This is a genomic window from uncultured Cardiobacterium sp., from assembly GCF_938028185.1.
Classification (GTDB): domain Bacteria; phylum Pseudomonadota; class Gammaproteobacteria; order Cardiobacteriales; family Cardiobacteriaceae; genus Cardiobacterium.
On record NZ_CALJAH010000307.1, the window covers coordinates 1 to 6,528 of the forward strand.

Below are 6,528 nucleotides of genomic sequence, written 5' to 3' on the forward strand. Positions count from 1 at the left end.
TTGACGAAGGTGCAGTATCAATGGCTGCGCGACGGCGCGGAAATCAGCGGCGCGACGGGCGCGAGCTACACCCTGACCGCAAACGAGGTGGGCAAGACCATCACCGTGCGCGCGGTCTATACCGACAACGGCGGCCATAGCGAAAGCGTACAAAGCACCGCCACCGCTGCTGTCACCGACCCGACCAACCCGAACCCACAACCGCCGCAGCCGCCGCAAAACCACGAAGGCAGCGTCACCGTCAGCGGTGAAGCGAAAGTGGGCAGCGAGCTGCAAGCGACCGTTGCCGACGAAGACGGCGTTGACTTGACGAAGGTGCAGTATCAATGGCTGCGCGACGGCGCGGAAATCAGCGGCGCGAACGGCGCAAGTTACACCCTGCAAGCCGAAGACGCCGGTCACAAGATTAGCGTCAAGGCGAGCTACACCGACAACGGCAACCACGCCGAAAATCTCACCAGTGCTGAAACTGGCAGCGTCAGCGACGGCAATACCCCGCCGCAAAACCACGAAGGCACCATCACCGTGACCGGCGAAGCCAAAGTAGGCAGCGAACTGCAAGCAACCGTCACCGATGAAGACGGCGTTGACCCGGCGAAAGTGCAGTATCAATGGCTGCGCGACGGTGAGGTCATTGCTGATGCTGGCGGCAGCAGTTATCGGCTGGTCGCAGACGATGTGGGTCACAAGATCAGCGTCAAGGCGAGCTATACCGACAACGGTAACCACGCCGAAGTATTAACCAGTACTGGGACGGACACAGTTGCCAACTTGCCTGCACCAACGCTGGAACGCGATCCGCAGCATCAGGGCGGTATTATTGCCAGACCGGCGGATGGCGCGGACTATATGGAAGTCCAATACCGCGCTGAATATGGCGCGAAGGAATCCACGATTGTGCGTAAAGATCCGACGACGGGCGAATGGAGTGCGTCTGGTGCGTATCAGAGTCTAGATGCGAAGACCGGCGAGGTAGTCATTCCTCCGAATGCGGTTGAAGACGGTACTACGGTTCGGGCTTATAACAGCATCGGTGAAAACGGCAAGGGTGGTCATAGTGATACGGTGGAAGTGACTGCAGACAACGATCTCTCTACTGTCGGATTGCCGGAAATTACGCAGGATAGTGCTCATCAGGGCGGCATGATCATCAAACCCGGTGCAAACTCGGATACGTTGGAAATTTCCTACACCGACGAGAAGGAGCAGGCACATCAGCTCACCGTTTACAAAGATCAGTTCGACAACGATCAATGGAAAGGCAAGGATTTGCCTGAAGGCGTGCAGGTTGATGCCACAAGCGGCACGGTGACGCTGGCGCCGCAGGTGGTGAAAGACCGGAGCGAAGTGCAGGCACGGAGCGGCGATTCTGCCGGCAATGATTTCAGTGACTATGTCAAGGGAATCAGTGATGTCAACGGAGTGATGCCGAATCAGCCGGGTAGTGTTGCCATTAGTGGCGAAGCGAAGGTTGGCAGCGACCTCACCGCTACAGTGACGGATGCCGACGGCGTGCCGGAGACGGTGCAATATCAATGGCTGCGCGACGGCACGCCGATTGGTGGTGCGACCGGCAACAGCTACACGCTGCAAGCGGAAGACGCCGGACACAAAATCAGCGTGCGTGCGACCTATCGCGACAACGCACAGCACGATGAAACACCGACCAGCAGCGAAACGGACAGCGTGGCGGATAACGTGCAGCCGAACCAGCCGGGACAGGTTGCCATCAGCGGTAGTCACAAAGTGAACGAACCGTTGACGGCAACGGTAAACGATGCTGATGGTGTGCCGGATAATGGCGTGCAATACCAGTGGTTCAACGCCGGTACCGGCAAGGACATCGCCGGAGCGACGGGCAACAACTATACGCCGGGTGTGGCCGATGCCGGACAGAAATTCGGGGTGCGTGTCAGCTATCAGGACAACAAGGGGCATGAAGAGAACCTCACCGTCTCCGACGATGCCGTGGTGCAATCGGCAGGAAAACCGACGGTTGGCCTGATTGGTCCGAATGCCGTCAACGAAGGCGGACAGGGCAACTACATCCTGAAGCTGGACAAACCGACCCACGAAGATGTGACAGTCACTCTTGAAGCGACATCCTACTTCAATGGACCGGCGCCGAAAGACATCGTGTACAACAAGACCGTGCGCATTCCGGCAGGCGAAACAGAAGTGACTGTGCCGCTCTCGGTGAAAGACGACCATGAAATCAAAAGCGGCTCGTTTGGACTTGGTATTACGGGTGCCAGCGGGGCGGATGTTTCCACGGATGCCAAACAGGTGACTACCCGCGTCATCGACAATGACGCGGCGGAAGGCTTGCCATCGGTCAATATCAGCACCGATCGGCCTATGTTGACCGCAGGTGAAACGGCGACCTACAAGGTGACCCTGAGCAAACCAGCCAACCATGCGGTGACGATGGATATCCGCGTTGATGGCAGTCTCAAGGTGGGAACAGGCGATGACAGCGACCTTAAACTAAGTACGCAGAAAATTACCATCCCCGCCGGGGAAACAGAGGCGACCTTCACGGCATCAGCCAAGTCGGACAGCGTTGCCGCCGGCCAGACGACGACTTTCCACCTCGCGCCAGACAACCTGCAAGGCGCTGAAATGGGCAAAGATCCGCGTTGGGGCGGCCCGCAAAACAACGAAGTCAATGGCAGCATCAATGGCGCCAACAGTACGCCACAAGTGATGCTGGTAGGTGATGATGCCGTGGTCCGCGAAGGCGACCAGGTCACTCTCAAAGTACAACTGAGCCACGCAACCGATCACGACGTCAGCGTCACCGTGCGTAGTGGCAGTTACGATGGCAGTTCCTTTGTCGAAGGCGGGACGCAGACAGTCACCATTCCGAAAGGGCAGACCAGTACCAGCTTCACGCTGACAACAAAAGACGACCAGGTCGCACGTGCCGTCAATCATGCAGACGTCTTCATCGAAAACGCGAACGGTGCGGAAATTGCCCGTTACCGCGCGCACAGCGTCAGCATCAATGCGCTGGACAACGACGCCCACCCGGCGCCGACGGCAACGAAAGACGGGAATGGCATGATTAACCTTACGCCGGGCTTTGACATCAGCCAAGAAAACAACCAGCTTGCCTATATGCAAGTGCGCTTCACCGATCGTAGCGGACAAACCTACGAACTGCGCGCCAAACTGGACAACCATGCTTTCAGTAACCAGTGGGGTTTTGCAGACGGCTACGGTATCAACAGCTTTAGCGGCGTCACCATCGACAAACAAACAGGCACCGTCACCATCCCGCAAAGCCTGCTGCAACCGGGCAGCGAAGTAAGTGCGCAGAACCACAACGACCCGTATGGCAGCGCCGCCAGCGCGACGACAACGACACAGGCCGACGCGACGTCGACGGAAAACGTGCCGACCCCGCCGGAAGAAACCAAACCGGCCGAAGCCGCGACGGCACCCGGTGGCGCGTTGCACCACGAAACGCCGGTCATCGCGCACGGCAGCGAAGACGACACCGCCGCACACCACGCGGGCGGCGACAGCCACCACGGCCTGCACGTCAGCGACGGCATCGACACCGCCGCCTACAGCGGTCTGGTGAACCTTGACGGCGAAGAGCTACTGCACTACCTCGGCGAACACAGCGCCGAACTGCTTGCCGCCACGCAACAGCACGGCACGCACGCGCTGCACGGTGGCGCAGGCGATGACGTCCTCGTCGCCGGACACGGTGCGGAATTGCTCAGCGGTGGCGCGGGGGCGGATACCTTCGCGTATCTGCTCGACAGCCATGACGCCAGCGGCTGGAACGAACCGGGCAAAATCCTCGACTTCAACCCGCAGGAAGGCGACCGCATCGTCCTCGCCGGAGGCAGCGGCACCAAGGCCAGTGTCAGCAGCGACGAACACGGCCAACACCTGCACGTCAGCGATGACGCCGGACACACGCGCACCATCGACATCGCCAGCCAGGGCGGCAAGACCCTCAGCGCGGAGGACATCCTCTCGCACGTGGACATCGCGCCGAAAGGCTACAGCGAGCCGTCGTACACCGCGCCGCAAACCCACCACCTGCCGCAAGATGACCACAGCCATCTCATTTAACGGCTAAAAACCGGGCGCCTGTCGTATCATAGCGACGGGCGCTTCGGCGCACCTTAGCAATCCTCACAAAGCCCTGTACGGTGTTGCGCCTCCTTGCCGTACAAAAACGTACTGCCTTCGGCGGCGCGCCTTGTACAGAACTTTGTGAGTATCGCTATATCACCCAGGAACACACGAAAAAACAGGAAAGCAACAACATGGCACAGTTCAACCTTACCCTGAAGGACGCCGCCGGCAACGCCGTTGGCCAGTACAACATCGAAACCGCGGGCGCAGCCCAACACATCCAGGCCGTGGATGGCGTTTACTACCAAATCACCGACCTTGCCACCGGCATCGGCCCGGAGAGCATCATTACCGACCGCGTCGGCGACAACCTGCTCGTCTCCTTCGATCGTGACCAAAGTGCCGACCTTGTCATCGAAAACTACTTCAGCCAGGGACAGCCGGGCGCACTCGTCGGCCTGCAAGAAAACGGCGGCCTCTTTAACTATCCCGTCGCCACCATGCCGGAGCACGTCCTCGCCGAAGAAATCGCCGCTGCCGATACCCTGAACGCCGATACCCCGTCCAGCGTCACCCCGCTCGCCATCCTTGGCGGCGTCGCCCTCGTCGCCGGGGGCATCGCCCTGGCCAGCCACGACAGCGGCAAAGGCGGTGGCAATACGCCCGCCCCGGCGCCGCCCGTACCTGAACCGCCGCCCTTCAAACCCACCCCCGGCCACGATACCCAGCCGGGCAATACCATCAACCCGTCGCCGGAACCGCTGCCCAACCCCAATCCGGGTTCGCCCGGCCCGAACCCGTCGCCCTCACCCTCACCGGGCGGCAACGGCAGCAATCCCAACCCGCAAACGCCCGGACAGCCCGGCATCCCCAACCCGAATCCGGATGCCTACAAACCGCATCTCGAAAATGACAGCGTTATCGCCAAGCGCGGCGACATCACCACCATCAACGTCACCAAAAACGACACCGACCCGCAGGGCGACATTGACCCCGACACCGTCAAACTGATTGACAAGGACGGCAAGGAAGTCAGCACCCTCGTGGTGGACAAACAGGGCACCTGGAGCGTCAGCCGTGGCGGCAACGTCACCTTCACCCCGCTGGAGAGCTTCAAAGAAGGCAACCCCGACCCGGTCGAATACACCCTGCGTGACCGTCTGGGTAACCCCAGTAGCAACAAGGGCAAAATCAGCATCAGCTACGACGACGCCGACGCCAACCACGAAGGCAAAGTCGAAATCGGCGGCGAAGCCAACGTCGGCGAAACCCTGAAAGCCAACGTTTCCGACGAAGACGGCGTACCGAAAGAAGGCGTCAAATACCAGTGGCTGCGCGACGGCCAGGAAATCGCTGGCGCCACCAAAGCAGAATACACCCTGACCGACGCCGACAAAGGCGGCGTTATCAGCCTGCACGTCGAATACACCGACGAAAAAGGCCATGCGGAAGCGCGCTCCGCCCGCATGAGCGAAGCGGTCGATGACGCCATCGTGCCGCGCCCGGAAAAAAACCACGAACCGACAGGCAAAGTTGAAATTACAGGCGAACCCAAAGTGGGCGCGACCCTCACCGCCAGCAACAGCCTGCAAGACCAGGATGGCATGGGGCCTGTCACCTACCGCTGGTATGCCGACGGCAAAGAAGTGGGACAGGGCACGAGCTACACCCTGAGCGCCGGTGACAAAGGCAAAATCATCAAAGTCCGGGCGGAATACACCGACGGACAAGGCTACGTCGAAAAAGTGAACAGTGCGAAAACCGCGCCCGTCTTTGACGACAACAACACCCCGAATCCGAACCCGCAGCCGAATCCCAACCCGTCACCGAATCCGTCGCCCAATCCGAATCCCAACCCGACCCCGCATCCGCTCAACCACACCCCTGTAGGCAAAGTCACCATCACGGGCGAGGCGAAAGTCGGACAAACGCTGACCGCCGCCAACGATCTGAAAGACGATGACGGCATGGGAACCGTCACCTATCGCTGGTATGCCGATGGCAAAGAAGTAGGGCAGGGCGCGAGCTACACCCTCAAAGCGGAAGACAAAGGCAAGACCATCACCGTCAAGGCGGAATACACCGACGGCAAAGGTACCGCTGAATCCGTTGAAAGCGCGAAAACGGCGGAGGTCGCCGATGGCACCGCGCCGAGCCCGAATCCGTCGCCCAACCCTAATCCGCAGCCGAACCCCAATCCAAACCCGTCACCCAATCCCAACCCGCAACCGGGCGGCAACCATGAGCCGGTAGGCAAAGTCACCATCAGCGGCGAGGCGAAAGTCGGGCAAACGCTGACCGCCGCCAACGACCTGAAAGACGATGACGGCATGGGAACCGTCACCTATCGCTGGTATGCCGACGGCAAAGAAGTGGGGCAGGGCGCGAGCTACACCCTCAAAGCGGAAGACAAAGGCAAGACCATCACCG

General features: G+C 60.2%; 2 pseudogenes. Both read left to right on the forward strand.

The window, feature by feature from the left end:
* Window positions 1-4,092, forward strand: a pseudogene (locus Q0349_RS08995) (hypothetical protein); the annotation flags it as partial.
* A gap of 197 nt (window positions 4,093-4,289) precedes the next feature.
* Window positions 4,290-6,528: pseudogene (locus Q0349_RS09000) on the forward strand (hypothetical protein); the annotation flags it as partial.